General features: G+C 70.6%; 12 protein-coding genes. 4 read left to right on the top strand and 8 right to left on the bottom strand.

Annotated features, from left to right (window positions below; translation table 11 throughout):
* Positions 1 to 5 precede the first annotated feature (5 nt).
* Complete coding sequence (locus JEQ17_RS38635; RefSeq protein ID WP_200399572.1) at positions 6 to 1,130, bottom strand: hypothetical protein; 1,125 nt, start codon at positions 1,128 to 1,130, stop codon at positions 6 to 8.
* A gap of 405 nt (positions 1,131 to 1,535) precedes the next feature.
* Between JEQ17_RS38635 and JEQ17_RS50250 the strand changes: the two genes are divergently transcribed.
* Positions 1,536 to 1,715: a hypothetical protein gene (locus tag JEQ17_RS50250; RefSeq protein WP_234048521.1), complete on the top strand. Its 180-nt coding sequence runs from the start codon at positions 1,536 to 1,538 to the stop codon at positions 1,713 to 1,715.
* Here JEQ17_RS50250 and JEQ17_RS38630 read toward each other — a convergent pair.
* Positions 1,678 to 2,850, bottom strand: a complete 1,173-nt coding sequence (locus JEQ17_RS38630) for an acyl-CoA dehydrogenase family protein (protein WP_200399571.1) — start codon at positions 2,848 to 2,850, stop codon at positions 1,678 to 1,680. The genes JEQ17_RS50250 and JEQ17_RS38630 overlap by 38 nt on opposite strands.
* 323 nt (positions 2,851 to 3,173) lie before the next feature.
* On the opposite strand from JEQ17_RS38630, the gene JEQ17_RS38625 reads away from it, so the two are divergent.
* Positions 3,174 to 4,421, top strand: coding sequence for a glycoside hydrolase family 18 protein (locus tag JEQ17_RS38625; protein WP_200399570.1), 1,248 nt, complete (start codon positions 3,174 to 3,176; stop codon positions 4,419 to 4,421).
* A 110-nt stretch (positions 4,422 to 4,531) separates the two neighbouring features.
* Here JEQ17_RS38625 and JEQ17_RS38620 read toward each other — a convergent pair whose 3' ends face one another.
* The 3 genes from JEQ17_RS38620 to JEQ17_RS38610 all read right to left on the bottom strand — a co-directional run bounded on the left by JEQ17_RS38620 (position 4,532) and on the right by JEQ17_RS38610 (position 6,956).
* Complete coding sequence (locus JEQ17_RS38620) at positions 4,532 to 5,191, bottom strand: TetR/AcrR family transcriptional regulator (RefSeq protein ID WP_200399569.1); 660 nt, start codon at positions 5,189 to 5,191, stop codon at positions 4,532 to 4,534.
* An 87-nt stretch (positions 5,192 to 5,278) separates the two neighbouring features.
* Positions 5,279 to 5,425, bottom strand: a complete 147-nt coding sequence (locus tag JEQ17_RS38615) for an SCO1431 family membrane protein (protein WP_200399568.1) — start codon at positions 5,423 to 5,425, stop codon at positions 5,279 to 5,281.
* 148 nt (positions 5,426 to 5,573) lie between these two features.
* On the bottom strand, positions 5,574 to 6,956 hold the full coding sequence (locus JEQ17_RS38610) for a peptidase C39 family protein (RefSeq protein ID WP_200399567.1): 1,383 nt from the start codon (positions 6,954 to 6,956) through the stop codon (positions 5,574 to 5,576).
* Between the two features lie 319 nt (positions 6,957 to 7,275).
* Between JEQ17_RS38610 and JEQ17_RS38605 the strand changes: the two genes are divergently transcribed.
* The gene (locus JEQ17_RS38605) at positions 7,276 to 7,902 is read left to right on the top strand and encodes a uridine kinase family protein (RefSeq protein WP_200401942.1); all 627 of its coding nucleotides are present in this window, start codon (positions 7,276 to 7,278) and stop codon (positions 7,900 to 7,902) included.
* Between the two features lie 434 nt (positions 7,903 to 8,336).
* Positions 8,337 to 10,205, top strand: a complete 1,869-nt coding sequence (locus tag JEQ17_RS38600; RefSeq protein ID WP_200399566.1) for an AAA family ATPase — start codon at positions 8,337 to 8,339, stop codon at positions 10,203 to 10,205.
* A gap of 70 nt (positions 10,206 to 10,275) precedes the next feature.
* Here JEQ17_RS38600 and JEQ17_RS38595 read toward each other — a convergent pair whose 3' ends face one another.
* From JEQ17_RS38595 to JEQ17_RS38585, 3 genes are all read right to left on the bottom strand, one after another.
* The gene (locus tag JEQ17_RS38595; RefSeq protein WP_200399565.1) at positions 10,276 to 11,385 is read right to left on the bottom strand and encodes a hemolysin family protein; all 1,110 of its coding nucleotides are present in this window, start codon (positions 11,383 to 11,385) and stop codon (positions 10,276 to 10,278) included.
* Positions 11,382 to 12,734, bottom strand: a complete 1,353-nt coding sequence (locus JEQ17_RS38590) for a hemolysin family protein (RefSeq protein WP_200399564.1) — start codon at positions 12,732 to 12,734, stop codon at positions 11,382 to 11,384. Before JEQ17_RS38590 ends, JEQ17_RS38595 begins: the two co-directional genes overlap by 4 nt.
* A 200-nt stretch (positions 12,735 to 12,934) precedes the next feature.
* Positions 12,935 to 13,423, bottom strand: coding sequence for a PH domain-containing protein (locus tag JEQ17_RS38585; protein WP_200399563.1), 489 nt, complete (start codon positions 13,421 to 13,423; stop codon positions 12,935 to 12,937).
* Positions 13,424 to 13,433: the final 10 nt, after the last annotated feature.

Below are 13,433 nucleotides of genomic sequence, written 5' to 3'. Positions count from 1 at the left end.
CTTGCCTACGACGCCACCGAGTCGAAGCCGGTGAACCCGCTCGGGTCGTGCCGTCCGAACGAGCCGTGCTCGAAGATCCCGTGCCCCACCTGCCCGTCGAGCGTGAAGCGGGCGGCGTGGTCGGTCACGCCGTACGCGGCGAGCCCGAGTGCGGCCGGGTCCGAAAGGTCGTACGTACGCCGGTCGGTCCAGCCGCGTCCCCGCCAGGTGCCGTGCTGCCAGTCGTCGGCGGGCGGGTAGCCGGCTCCGACGGCGAGCGGCGAGGAGGTGAGGATCTCGACGCCGAGCTCCGACGGTTTGCGGAAGTCGCCGAGGTGGACGATCGCGCGCTCCGGGTGCCGGGTTCCGCTCCGGTAGGTGATCTCGGCCTGGGGCCAGCCCAGTTGGCGGTCGCGTTCCCCGTTCCGTACGAGCGTGGCGTCGTTCAGGGTGCGGTAGCCGTCGGCGTCCTCCTGGGTGACGACCATCAGGAAGCGGTCCTCGAAGCGGACGGGACACCAGAGCCAGTGGAAGCCCTCGGTCCGGTGCTCCTCGGCGAGCCGGCCGCCCTCCTCGCCGGGCAGCGGGCGCGTGCCCCAGCTGCGGTCGCGGGTGCCGGTCCAGCCGTCGCCCGACAGCCGTATCTCCTCCCCCGCGACCCGGATCCAGCCCTCGCACCGGCCCGCCTGCACGAAGCGCCGGCCCTCCAACGTGAGGCGGGCGCCCCGGCGTTGGACGTGATGCGGCTCCCACAGCGCGGGAAAGTCCGCGGACCAGGTGATCTCGTACGACAGTCCGTCCGGGTCGTCGGGGTCGGCCGCGCAGCTCAGGACGAAGTCCTTCAGGGGGCGCTCGACCAGGATCCGCAGCGGACCGACCGCCATCGTCATCCGGGTGTCGTCGTCCAGGGCGTCCGAGGCGCGTACGGCGTGCAGGGTGTCACCGACGCGCAGGGTCGCGTACGCGTCGATCACCCCGACGTTCGGGTACACCCCCAGCCCCAGGATGAGCAGCGCCCGCCCCTGGTGGTCGAAGACCTGGAAGATGCACCGGTCGTAGGCGTTCCGGTCCCCCGTCGCCACGTGCTTCATCGAGAGGGGGACCTGGTGCACGGGGTACTCGTCGAGGGCTACGGGGCGGTCGTCGGGCATCGGGGGCCTCCCGGGGCGTACGGCGCGTGACGTCGCCCGGAGGGGTGCGGCCCCCGGCGGCGGAGTTGACGGTACGTCAGAAGGCCGTAGGGGGCCAGAGTCCGGTGCGCCCCTCATACGGACCGGCGGCGCCCCGGACAAGGGCGTGCCGCGAACTCACTGGCGAATCCCCGCGCCGGTGACCTGTCCGGCCGTGGACCCGTTGGCCCCGGTATGACCCCCACATACGCAGAAGCCGAGCGCCGCCGCCGGATCCCCTTCCCCCCGTCGGCAGAATCGGTTCCCCAGGGGTCCCTGGGGAATCCGGGGCCACAGGAGACCCAGTGGACGCAGGGAACTCAGTGGACTCAAGGGATTCACTGGACACACGGAACTCAGGGATCACAGGGAACTCAGGGATCCCACGTGCAGCATCAACCCGTGGATCCCCCCATCTACCGCGCCCTGATCCGCACCTGGGCGGACCGGGGCCGGACCCTGCCGGGCCGCCACGACCCGGAGTGGGCCCGGCTGGCGGCACCCTCGGCGATGTACACGTACGGGAGGTTCAGCGCGACTCGGGACCCGCGAGGTGACGGGCGATGACCATCCGCTGGATCTGATTGGTGCCCTCGACGATCTGCAGCACCTTGGCCTCGCGCATGAAGCGCTCCGCGGGGAAGTCCGCGGTGTAGCCGTACCCGCCGAGCACCTGGACGGCGTCCGTGGTGACCTTCATCGCGGTGTCGGTGCAGTGCAGCTTCGCCATGGCCGCCTGCTTGGCGAACGGCCGGCCCGCGTCACGCAGCCGGGCCGCGGCGAGGTACAGCGCGCGGCCCGCCTCGATCTGGGTCGCCATGTCCGCGAGCATGAAACGCAGGCCCTGGAAGTCCGCGATCGGGCGGCCGAACTGCTGCCGCCCGGTGGCGTACCCGACGGCCTCGTCCAGCGCGGCCTGGGCCACACCGATCGCGCAGGCCGCGATGCCGAGCCGCCCCGAGTCGAGCGCGGACAGGGCGATCGCGAAGCCCTGCCCCTCGTCGCCGATGCGCCGGTCGTCCGGGATCCGCACCCCGTCGAAGTGGACCTGGGCGGTGGGTGAGCCCTTCATGCCCATCTTCTTCTCGGGCACCGCGGCGCTCAGCCCCTCGGCGTCGCCGGGCACCAGGAACGCCGTGATGCCCCGCGCCCCCTCGCCGCCGGTGCGCGCGAGCACGGTGTAGAAGTCGGCGACTCCGCCGTGCGTGATCCAGGCCTTGGTGCCCGTGATCACCCAGTTGTCGCCGTCCCGCACCGCCTTTGTGCGCAGCGACGCGGCGTCCGAGCCGGAGGCGGGCTCCGAGAGGCAGTAGGCGCCCAGAAGTCCGCCGCCGAGCATGTCCGGGAGATGCTCGACCTGCTGCTGCTTGGTGCCGTAGTTGGCGAGGGCGTGGCAGGCGAGCGTGTGCACGCTGACGCCGAGGCCGACGGTGAGACGGGCGGCGGCCAGCTCTTCGAGGACCTGGAGATAGACCTCGTACGGCTGGTCTCCGCCGCCGTATTCGGAGTCGTACGGGAGGCCGAGCAGCCCCGACTCCGAGAGCAGCGTGAGGACTTCGCGCGGGAAGTGCCCGGCGTCCTCCTCCTCGGCCGCCTTCGGGGCGATCTCGCGCTGCGCGATGTCACGCACGAGCGAGATCAGATCCCGGGCCTCGTCCGTGGGCAGTTGACGGTCCACCGGCTGCGGGGCGCGGTCGGGCATGGCGACGCTCTCCTCCCTGTCGGGCACTTCGGCGAACGCACACCTGGGTGGGGCTGCCCCGCCTGGTCTTACTGGGCACTGTCGATGCTCGGCGCCCCCGGGTCACGGAAGCGGCTGATCAGCGGCTGTGCGCTGTGAGTATGCCCGATCGGAGGCATCCCGTCACCAGTTAACGACCGCTTACTCAAGAGTAAAGGATTCCTGTGCCGAATTGGTCCGAACCATTGACCGTACTGGTCTAGTCCTCCTACTGTTTCGCTCCAACGCTTCACCGCGTTCATGCCAAATGGCGCGCGTTCCCCTCTCCCCCACGAGGAGACACGATGTTCAGCTCGCTCCGCCCCCGCGTCCGATTCCGGGCGCTCGTATCCGCCGCGTGTTGTGCCGTTCTGGGCGCGGGTCTGCTCGCCGGCGCGGGCACGGCCACCGCGGCCGGCCCGGCCGAACAGGCCGCGGCTCCGAAGGCGGCCGGCTCCAAGGTCGTCGGCTACTTCACCGAATGGGGCACCTACGACCGGAAGTACCTGGTCAAGAATGTCGAGACGTCCGGCTCGGCGGCCAAACTGACGCACATCAACTACGCCTTCGGCAACGTCACCGGCGGCAAGTGCGCGATGGGCGACAACTACGCGGCGACCGAGCGGACGCACACCGCGGCCGAGTCGGTCGACGGCGTCGCGGACACCTGGGACCAGCCGCTGCGCGGCAACTTCAACCAGCTGCGCGAGCTGAAGAAGAAGCACCCGAACCTCAAGGTCCTCTGGTCCTTCGGCGGCTGGACCTGGTCGGCGGGCTTCACCGAGGCGGCCAGGAACCCGGCCGCCTTCGCCCAGTCCTGCTACGACCTGGTCGAGAACTCGAAGTGGGCGGACGTCTTCGACGGGATCGACATCGACTGGGAGTACCCGAACGCGTGCGGGGCCACCTGTGACACCAGCGGGCGGGCCGCGTACAAGAACCTGATGTCCGCGGTGCGCGCCAAGTTCGGCGGCTCCGCGCTCGTCACCTCGGCGATCCCGGCCGACGCCACGGCCGGCGGCAAGCTGGACGCGGCGGACTACGCGGGCGCCGCCCAGTACGTCAACTGGTACAACCCGATGACGTACGACTTCTTCGGTGCCTGGGACGCGACCGGTCCCACGGCTCCGCACTCGGCGCTGAACTCCTACTCGGGCATCCCGAAGGCGGAGTTCCACACCTCCGCGACCATCGCCAAGCTCAAGGGCATGGGCGTCCCGGCCTCGAAGCTGCTGCTCGGCATCGGCTTCTACGGTCGCGGCTGGACCGGTGTCACCCAGGCGGCGCCCGGCGGCACGGCCACCGGCCCGGCGGCGGGAACGTACGAGCAGGGCATCGACGACTACAAGGTGCTCAAGACGAAGTGCCCGGCGACCGGCACGGTCGGCGGCACCGCGTACGCCAAGTGCGGGAACAACTGGTGGAGTTACGACACCCCGTCGACCATCGCCGGGAAGATGAACTACAAGAACGCGCAGGGCCTGGGCGGCACGTTCTTCTGGGAGCTGAGCGGTGACACGTCGAACGGCGAGCTGATCAAGGCGATCAACTAGCCTCGCCGGTAGGGCATTTGGGTGAGGGGCGGGGGCCGGTCGACGGGCTCCCGCCCTTCACCCGTTCCTGCCCTCCGCGCGTTCCTGCCCTCGGCTCCGCCCGCCGTCGCTCACGCGTCCCGGCGTGCGGCCTGCGGGGCCGGGTAGGAGGCGTCCAGCTCCTCGATGGCGCGCATGGTGCCGCCGAGCATCTTCACCAGCAGCTCGCGCATGAGGTCGCGCGGGAGGCTGTAGTGGTGGATCCAGTCGAGGGTGGCCCCCTCGACGCTGCACAGCCAGCCGAGCAGCGCCATACGGGGCAGCGGGGCGATCTTCCGTCGCCCGTACGCCCCTTCGGCGATCGTCTCTACGATGGCCTCCCGCACGCCCTCCCGGATGGCGTGCACCTCGGCGTCGAAACCGACGCCCCCGCTGATGATGGTGCGGTACGCGGCGTGGTTGTTCTCGGCGTAGCGCAGATAGCCGTCGATGGTGCGGTGCACCCGCTCCGCCGGGGGCAGTTCGAGGCCACCGGCCGCCCGGGAGATCAGCTCGGCCACCGAGTCCTGGACGATCGCCAGGTAGTAGCCGCGCTTGGACTTGAAGTAGTAGTAGATCAGTCCCTTGGCCACCTGCGCCTGTTTCGCGATGTCGTCCATCGACAGTGCGTCGTAGGACGTATCGGCGAACAACTTCCGCCCGATGGTGATGAGTTCGGCGCGGCGCGCTAAGGAACGGTCGGTGCCGCGCGCTCCGGGGCGGTCGGCATCACGCTGCTGACTGTTACTCAATTCCGGACCTGGTCTCCAACTGCGAGCGGGACCCCCGCAGTATGGCAGAGCAGTGCCACCAGCCTGTTCGACTCTCTTCGACCGCGATCAGACGAGGCCGAGCTGCGTCACGAGCATCGCGAGCACCACCACGAACGTCCAGCCCACGATGTGCTCGAGGATCTTCGGGCCGTCGTCCTTGGGCCCGCCGGTACGGGTACGGACACGTCCGGCGGTGGCTGAGGTCGTGGTCATGGCAGCTCGCTCACATCGGTCTTGCAGTGGACTCCCCCCACCGTTCTGTCCACCTTGCCACCGGTTCGGGCTTTTGCGGGAGAGACCTTGGTCACGCGCGAGGGGCTGCTGCGGCACCCGCCACAGCAGCCCCTCGCACAGCCGTCGGTCAGCGGATGCCCACCGCCGCCAGCGCCTTCCGCTGGGCGGCCGTGGGACTGGCCGGGAAGTAGACGTAGCAGACCCCGCCGGTACCGGAGACGACCGCCCCGGAGGCGTTGTACCGCTTGGTGCGGAGCCAGATGTTCTCCCACTCGCGCCGCTTGTAGACGCGCCGGACCGCGTTGTTGTCCGGCGAGGCCGGGTCGTTGGCGATCACGTCGCCGTCGGGGGTGAACCCTATGACCGTCATCAGATGGCCCGCGGTGCCGTACCCCGCGCCCGTCAGCTCGGTCTTGAGGAACGACTGGGACGTTATGGCCGGGATTCCGGCGGCGATCAGCGTCTCCAGGTCGGCGAGCGAGCCGAGCCGGGTCACCACGCCCTGGAGGTCCTTGTACGTCGCCGCGTACGCGGCGTTGAAGGGCCAGTTCCCGCAGCCGTTGTACTGGTGGTCGAAGGTGAACCGGGCGGCGTGGCACACCTGGGGATCCGCGTACTCGGGCTTGACCCAGGCCAGGTCGGCCGCCGTGGGCTTCCGCCCCCAGTACTCGATGATCATCTGGGAGGAGGTGGGGCTGCACCAGGCCTCGCCGCCGTTGTCGTACTCGGGGTACTGGCCGGCGTGGATCTCCTGCGAGTAGCGCGGCACCGTCAGCTCCCGCGCGAGTGCGGGCGTCGAGGCCGGGACGGTGAAGCGGTCCGGGATGTCGGAGCCCATCGCGCCGAGCCGCCACACGGTCGGCGTGGCCGTGGTCCCGGGCTTGCGGTACAGGGTCAGCCGCAGCCGGTACGACACCAGCCGCAGCCCGGAGGCCGCGTCGTCGATGGAGAAGGTGTCCGTCCAGACACTGCTCCTGCCGTCGCTCTGGTCGTCCACCGAGGTCCGCCGGATGTCCTGGTCCCCTGCCGCCCAGCGGCCCATCACGTACCAGGGCGTGTCCTTGCCGTCGGAGTACGCGCCCGACAGCTCGACCTGGAGCCAGGTGCCCGCCGGGGTCCGCGCGTTCCAGGACGGGATGACCTCGGTAGAGGGGACGGCGAGGCGGTGGACGGGCGAGGTCCAGCGCGCGTACTCCCAGGTGGCGGTCGTACCGGTGTGCGGGTCCTTGTAGTCGGTCCGGCCCTCGGGCGTCCCGATCGCCAGGCCCGGCCTCGCCCCCGGCACGGCACGGGTCCCTGCCGCGGTACCACCGCGCCAGTCGGTGTACGAAGTCCAGGCATGGTTGTCCACGAGGCGCGACGGGGCTTTCGACGGGGCGGCGGTCCTGGTTCTCGCGGGGCCGGCCGTCGAGCCGGCGGCGGCCGCCGCCGGACTCGCGGCGCCCGCGGTGGCCGCGGCGACGGCCACGGCCAGGAGACTTCTGCGGGACGGCTGTTCAGCTCTGGTCATGGGCGGGTGACCCCCAGGTGTCCGGAACGGGCAGGTCCAATGCGTGGGTGTGGGGCAACTATGGTTCGCGATCACGGCTTCTGCCAGCACTTCGCGTGTCGCGGCGCCGACAAATATTGGTCGATACCACTGGCATGACCGCGACAGGACGACGGCTCCTTCTCCCCCGGTCGCCCGAGGGTGGCCTCGCTAGAGTGAACCCCAGGAGCGCCCCGGCGCACGTGCCCGGTTCCGTCCGGACGACGCACATACGCGCCGCACCACTCCGCGCCGCACGACACCTCAAAGAACCGCACCGCACCGCACCCAGGGATCCCTCATTCATCTCCACGCGCTCGCCTCCCGGCTGCACCGGCTGCCGCCCTCCTGCGGACCCGTCCGGCTCATCGGCGTCGACGGGCACGCGGGCTCGGGGAAGACCACGTTCGCGGGCCGGCTGGCCGAGGCACTGGGCGGGGCTCCCGTGCTCCACCTGGACGACATCGCCACGCACGAGGAACTCTTCGCCTGGACCGGGCGGCTCCTCCGGGAGGTCGTCGAGCCGCTGTCGCACGGCACGGCGGCGCACTACCTGCCGTACGACTGGGACACCCGCGGCTTCGGAGCGGCCCGCACCCTGCCGCCCGCGCCCGTGGTCCTCGTCGAGGGGGTGGGCGCCGGCCGTCGCGCGCTCAGGCCGTGGCTGGCGCGGCTGCTGTGGATGGAACTGGCCGACGAGGACGCGTGGGCGCGCGGGCGGCAGCGGGACGGTTCGGCGCAGGACGAGTTCTGGGAGGGGTGGGTCCGCGCCGAGCGTCGACACTTCGCCAAAGACCCGTCAAAACCGTTCGCCGATCTTCTGGTGCTGCAGTGTTCAGAGGGGTACGAGGTGCTCCAGGGACCTGCTGCGACGTCAGCGAAGAGCCTCTCGGTCACGGACCGTGACGGTCCAGCGTCTGTGTGCTGAACTTGTGAAGACCCACTTCTGAGAAGTTGCCTGAGTGCTCCAACTCGGCTTGACCCGGGGGCCGTACAGGACTTACGTTCTGAATGTGCGGCCATTTGAGGCCGCCCCGCAGACGCGAAGCCCCCGGTTGTTCCCCCGTGATCGGGGGCTTCGTTCTGCCCACAGCCGTTTTTCGGACGCTCCGAGGCGCGATTCGTTCACCCTCGGTCACCAAACCGAGTGCGCCCCATCTGCTCCCACCTCGGAGAACCTGTCGTGCGGCACCCTTCGGCCCGGTACTGCCCCGCAGGTACGATGCCTCTCGGTGCGACATTCGGACGGCTGCTCTCCGCACCGAACGCAACTCCCGTCCGCGGCACAGCGGTTCGACGAAGACTGCCGACGGGCACCGGCCCGCCCGGCGATCAACGGGGGCACGGTTTGTGGGGGACGTGATGGACTTCGGCACGCAGGGCCCCGAGGCCCCGGCCGACCTCGCCTGGCTGCGAGGTGTGGACGCCTACACGATGGGGGCCTATCCGCAGGCGGAGGAGGAATTCCGCGCCGCGGTCCGGATGGATCCGGGCATGGCCGACGGCTGGCTCGGGCTGCACGCGCTGCGCATCGACACGACGACGGCGCTGCTGCGGATGTTCCGGCACCGGGAGCGCTTCGGGGAACAGCGCTCCCGCCACCGGCGGACGCTCAACTCCTGGTACTGGCTGGGCTGGTGGGTGCAGCCGGTCCTGGAGTCGCCGCGCGATCTGCTGCTCGCGCACGCCTCGCACTGGCTCGACGGGCGTCATGTCCCGGAGCTGGACCGGGCGCTCGCGAGCCTGCCGCCCGTGGACGCGGATCCGCAGGTGCGGTTCCTGCACGCCTGCCGGGCGTATCTCGTCAAGGACTGGGAGCAGTTGGTCCGGCACACGGATCCGCTGATCGACGATCCGATGCTGGGCATCGAGGCGGGTCTCTTCGGCGGCATGGCACGGGTGCGCCTGGAGATGTTCGGGCAGGCCGAGCCGCTGCTGTCGTCCGCGCTCATGCGCTGTCGCAGCGAGCAGCCGCAGCGCAAGGAGCTGCGGTACTGGCTGGCGCGGGCGCACGAGGGCACGGGCCGCTCCGCCGCCGCGCTCCCCCTGTACCGGGCGGTGCACCGGGTCGACCCGGCCTTCATGGACACCTCCGCGCGGCTCGCGGCGATCTCCGAGGGCGACGGGTACGACGACACGGCCGACCTCGCGGCGATCACGCTCACCGGTGTCGGCCAGGACATCCTGGACGGCCCGGACGGTGTCGACCCGCTGTTCGGCGGCGAGGGCCGTGATCTCAAGCTCTCGGATCCCGAACTGCCGCCGCCCGGCGCGCTGCCCTCCGAGGCGGACCGGGTCCGCGAGAAGGCCATCGTGCCGGTGCGTCCGCCGCATCTGCCGACCGGGCCCACCGATCCGGCACTGCTCGAAGAGGCGCTTCTGGAGCTGGAGCGCATGGTCGGTCTGGAACCGGTCAAGCGCCAGGTGAAGGCGCTGTCCGCGCAGTTGAACATGGCGCGGCTGCGGGCCGGGCAGGGTCTGCCGGTCCAGCCGCCGAAGCGGCACTTCGTGTTCTCGGGGCCCTCCGGCACCGGCAAGACGACCGTGGCCCGGATTCTCGGCCGGGTCTTCTACGCGCTCGGCCTGCTCGGCGGCGACCATCTCGTCGAGGCCCAGCGCGCCGACCTGGTGGGCGAGTATCTCGGCCAGACCGCTGTGAAGGCCAACGAACTGATCGACTCCGCGATCGGCGGCGTCCTCTTCGTCGACGAGGCCTACTCCCTCTCCAACTCCGGCTACGGCAAGGGCGACGCGTACGGCGACGAGGCGTTGCAGGTGCTGCTGAAGCGCGCCGAGGACAACCGGGACCACCTGGTGGTGATCCTCGCCGGCTATCCCGAGGGCATGGACCGGCTCCTGGCCGCCAACCCCGGGCTTTCGTCCCGCTTCACGACCCGCGTCGACTTCCCGTCGTACCGGCCTCTCGAACTCACCTCGATCGGTGAAGTGCTGGCCGCGGAGAACGGGGACGTGTGGGACGAGGAGGCGCTCGACGAGCTGCGGTCCATCAGCGGGCACGTTGTCGATCAGGGCTGGATCGACGAGCTCGGCAACGGGCGGTTTCTGCGGACCCTGTACGAGAAGAGCTGTGCGTACCGTGACTTGCGGCTCTCGGTGTACCCGGGTCACCTCACGCGCGATGATCTGTCCACGCTTCGGCTGGCCGATCTCATGCAGGCGTACGGCGAGGTGTTGTCGGGGCGGGGGCCGCAGGATCCTTCGCCGATGTGAGCGACACGCGAAACCGGGTGGGGCCGCGGAAACCTTCCGGTTTCCGCGGCCCCACCCGGTTCGTGAGCCCTCAGCTCGCCAACGCCTGCTCCGGCGTCTCCGGACCCAGGGCCGGATCCGGCGCCTCCTTGCGCGGCTCGCCCACCCGTACCGCCGGTGCCTCCCGGTGTGCCGGGTCGCGGACCTCGCCGACCAGCAGTTCCAGTACGTCCTCCAGGGCGACCAGGCCGAGCACCTTCCCCGACGCGTCGGCGACCTGGGCGAGGTGCGTCGCGGCGCGGCGCATCACGGTCAGGGCGTCGTCCAGCGGGAGTTCCGCCCCGAGGGTCGTCATGGGGCGCCAGACCTGCTGCGGCACGGCCCGTTCGGACTCCTCCAGGTCGAGTACGTCCTTCACGTGCAGATAGCCCATGAAGGCGCCGTTCTCGGCGGCCACCGGGAAGCGGGAGTACCCGGTGCGGGCGGTGAGTGCGACGACCTGGCCCGGGGTGACCGAGGGGCCGACGGTCACCAGGGACTCGCCGTCCAGGAGCACGTCGGTGACCGGGCGGGAGCCCAGCTCCAGGGCGTCCTCCAGCCGCTCCTGCTCCTCGGGGTCGAGCAGGCCCGCCTGTCCCGCGTCCTCGACCAGCCGGTTGAGCTGCTCGCTGGTGAAGACCGCCTCGACCTCGTCCTTGGGCTCGACATGGAAGAGCCGCAGGATGACACGGGCGCAGGCACCGAGGCCCAGCGTCACCGGCTTGCAGAGCCGGGCGAAGGCGACCAGGCCGGGGCTGAGCCACAGCGCGGTCTTCTCGGGGGCGGACATCGCGAGGTTCTTCGGCAGCATCTCGCCGACGACGAGGTGCAGGAAGACGACCGCGGCGAGGGCTATGACGTACCCGAGCGGGTGGATCATGCCCTCGGGCAGGTGCACGGCGTGGAACACCGGCTCCAGGAGGTGCGCGACGGTGGGCTCGGCGACGGCGCCGAGTGTGAGCGAGCAGACCGTGATGCCGAACTGCGCGGCGGCCATCATCTGCGGCAGGTTCTCCAGGCCGTACATGACCTGGCGGGCCCGTGCGGTGCCGAGCGGTTCGATCTGGCTGCGGCGGACGGAGACCAGCGCGAACTCGGCGCCGACGAAGAAGCCGTTGGCGAGCACGAGCAGGGCCGCGAACAGGAGCTGGAGCACGCTCATCGGGCTGCCTCCACCACGGAAGCGGAGACGGCGGCCGAAGCGGCACCGGCGGTCCTGACCAGCCGGACCCGCTCGGCCCGGTAGTGCCCGACCTGGCGCACGGAGAGGCGCCAGCCGGGCAGTTCCGCCTTGTCACCGGGTGCGGGGATCCGGCCGAGCAGATCGGCGACCAGGCCGGCGACCGTCTCGTACGGGCCCTCGGGGACGTCCAGGCCTATGCGCTGGAGGATGTCGACGCGGCAGCTGCCGTCGGCGTCCCAGGCGGGCCGGCCGTCCTCGGCCGGTGCGGCGGCGAGTTCGGGTACGTCGTGGCCGTCGTGCTCGTCGCGGACCTCTCCGACGAGTTCCTCGACGATGTCCTCCAGGGTGACCACGCCGGCCGTGCCGCCGTACTCGTCGACGACGACGGCGATGGGCTGTTCGTTGCGCAGCCGCTCCAGGAGGGGCTGCACGGGCAGCGTCTCCGGGACGAGCAGCGGGGCCTGGGCGATCCTGGTGACGGGCGTGCGCAGGCGGTCCTGCGAGGGCACCGCGAGGGCGTCCTTGAGGTGCGCCATGCCGACGATCTCGTCGATCCGCTCCCGGTAGACGGGGAAGCGGGACAGGCCGGTGGCGCGGGTGAGGTTCACGACGTCCTCGGCGGTCGCGGAGGACTGGAGGGCACTGACCTTCACGCGCGGGGTCATGACGTGCTGCGCGGTGAGGTCGGCCAGCGAGAGCGTTCGGACGAACAGGTCGGCGGTGTCCTGTTCCAGGGCGCCCGCCTGGGCCGAGTGCCGGGCCAGGGAGACCAGCTCCTCGGGGGTGCGGGCGGACGCCAGCTCCGCGGTGGGCTCGACGCCCAGGGTGCGCACGAGCCGGTTGGCCACGGAGTTCAGCCCCGAGATCACCGGCCGGAACACGGTCGAGAAGGCGTGCTGCGGGCCCGCGACGAACCGCGCGACCTGCATGGGCCTGGAGACCGCCCAGTTCTTGGGCACGAGCTCGCCGATCACCATCTGCACGGCCGAGGCCAGCAGCATGCCGATGACCACGGCGACACCGGACACGGCGCCTTCGGGAATGCCGACCGCGGTGATGGGGCCGTTCAGGAGCTCGGCGAGCGCCGGTTCGGCGAGCATGCCGACGACGAGCGAGGTGATGGTGATGCCGAGCTGGGTGCCGGAGAGCTGGAAGGACAGCTCCTTGAGTGAGTTGACGACCGTACGGGCCCGTCGGTCGCCCTCGGCGGCGGCCTTCTCGGCGTCGGGGCGCTCCACCGTGACGAGGCCGAACTCGGCCGCCACGAAGAAACCGTTGGCGAGAATCAACAGGAACGCCGCTCCGAGGAGCAGCAGGGGGATGGTCATGCCGCCGCCTCGATATGTCGGGAGGGGGCGGCGCAGGTACTACAGGACGATCCGTCCATCGCTGGAGGGAGTCACTCCTCGAAATAGCAGGGGGCCTCTGGATCCCGGGTGGGAAGGCAGAGGCGGAGGCGCGATGAAAACGCCTCCGCCAACAGATTAATCAAGACATGGGCCCGTACGGCAGGGTGGAAGGCCGAGAGTCAGCCGTGATGTTCGTCGTGCCGGTCGTCCCGCTGCCCTTCGGGGTCCCGGATGGAGCGGGCCTCGGCAAGGGCGCGCAGCGCACGGGCGTCGCGGATCGCGTGCTGCTTGGCGATGCCCGGCTGGATGCCGAGCGCGGGCAGGCTGGTGCCGTCGCTGAGGTTCAGGAACACCCACGGGTCGCCCGGGCGCAGGTTGACCTGCAGGATCTCCGCCCAGGCCAGCTTCCGGCGGCCGGCGATGTTCACGACGGTCACGCCGGACTCGTCGGCGACGACTTTCGGCCGCGAGAGCAGCACGAGCACCCCGAAGAGCAGGGCGCCGGTGAAGACGAAGCTGGTGCGCTCCCCCGGGCTGAGTTTCTCCAGCAGCATCGCGACCGTGGTGATGACCACAAAGATCGTGGTGCCCGCGGTCAGCAGGACGGCTCGGGTGCGGCCCGGCCGGAACGTGACGGGAAGAGCGGGCAGCTCTGGTGTGTCGGACATGGTGGTCGTC

It is taken from the genome of Streptomyces liliifuscus (genome assembly GCF_016598615.1).
Lineage (GTDB): Bacteria > Actinomycetota > Actinomycetes > Streptomycetales > Streptomycetaceae > Streptomyces > Streptomyces liliifuscus.
Note: the sequence above shows the minus strand (reverse complement) of the source record. Positions and strands in the feature narration are given on the sequence as shown.